The organism is Variovorax sp. GW821-FHT10B04 (genome assembly GCF_059415645.1).
This window is the reverse complement of record NZ_JBWKNQ010000028.1, coordinates 1-935: the sequence shown is the minus strand read 5'-3', so window position 1 is coordinate 935 and position 935 is coordinate 1. Positions and strand designations below refer to the sequence as shown.

1 protein-coding gene is annotated in these 935 nt (G+C 66.8%); it reads right to left on the bottom strand.

Annotated features, from left to right (window positions below; translation table 11 throughout):
• The coding region (gene bamA, locus AC07PZ_RS31590) for an outer membrane protein assembly factor BamA (protein WP_495299137.1) at window positions 1-935 on the bottom strand (935 nt) is incomplete at both ends.

Sequence of the window (935 nt, the reverse complement as noted above, 5' to 3'; positions counted from 1 at the left end):
GCCTGCACCCGTGCGAACGCATAGCCGAAGGTCCCGAAATAGTCCGTGAACGCCTTCGTCGTGTCCGTCACCTGCTCTCCGTTGTACGGCTCGCCCGGGCGGATCGTCACCAGCGACTTGAACTCGTCCTCGCGCCCCAGGTAGTTGCCTTCCAGCTTCACCCCGGCCACCGCGAACTTCTCGCCCTCGGTGATGTTCACCGTCACGCTCAGGTCCTGGCGGTCCGGCGAGATCGCCACCTGCGTGGAGTCGATGCGGAACTCCAGGTAGCCGCGCGTGATGTAGTACGACCGCAGCGTCTCCAGGTCGGCGTTGAGCTTGGCGCGCGAGTACTGGTTGGACTTGGTGTACCAGCTCATCCAGCCGCCGCTGTCCTGGTCGAACAGGTCCAGCAGCGTCGACTCGCTGAACGCCTTGCTGCCCACCACGTGGATGTCGCGGATGCGTGCGGACTCGCCTTCGGTCACGGTGAAGGTCAGGTTCACGCGGTTGCGCTCGATCGGCGTGACGGTGGTCACGACCTGGGCGTTGTAGAGGCTGCGGCTGACGTACTGGCGCTTGAGCTCCTGCTCGGCACGGTCGGCCAGCGCCTTGTCGTAGGGGCGGCCTTCGGCCAGGCCGACTTCGCGCAGCGCCTTCTGCAGGGCCGTCTTGTCGAACTCCTTGGTGCCCACGAAGTCGACGTCGGCGACGGTGGGGCGTTCTTCGACGATCACGACCAGCACGTTGCCGCTGACGTCGATGCGCACGTCCTTGAAGAGGCCCAGGTCGAACAGCGCGCGGATGGCCGCGGAGCCACGGTCGTCGCTGTAGGTGTCGCCCACGCGCAGCGGGATCGACGCGAAGATGGTTCCGGGCTCCACGCGCTGGAGGCCTTCCACGCGGATGTCGCGCACCGTGAAGGGTTCGACCGCCCAGGCGGCGCTGGCGGCCAG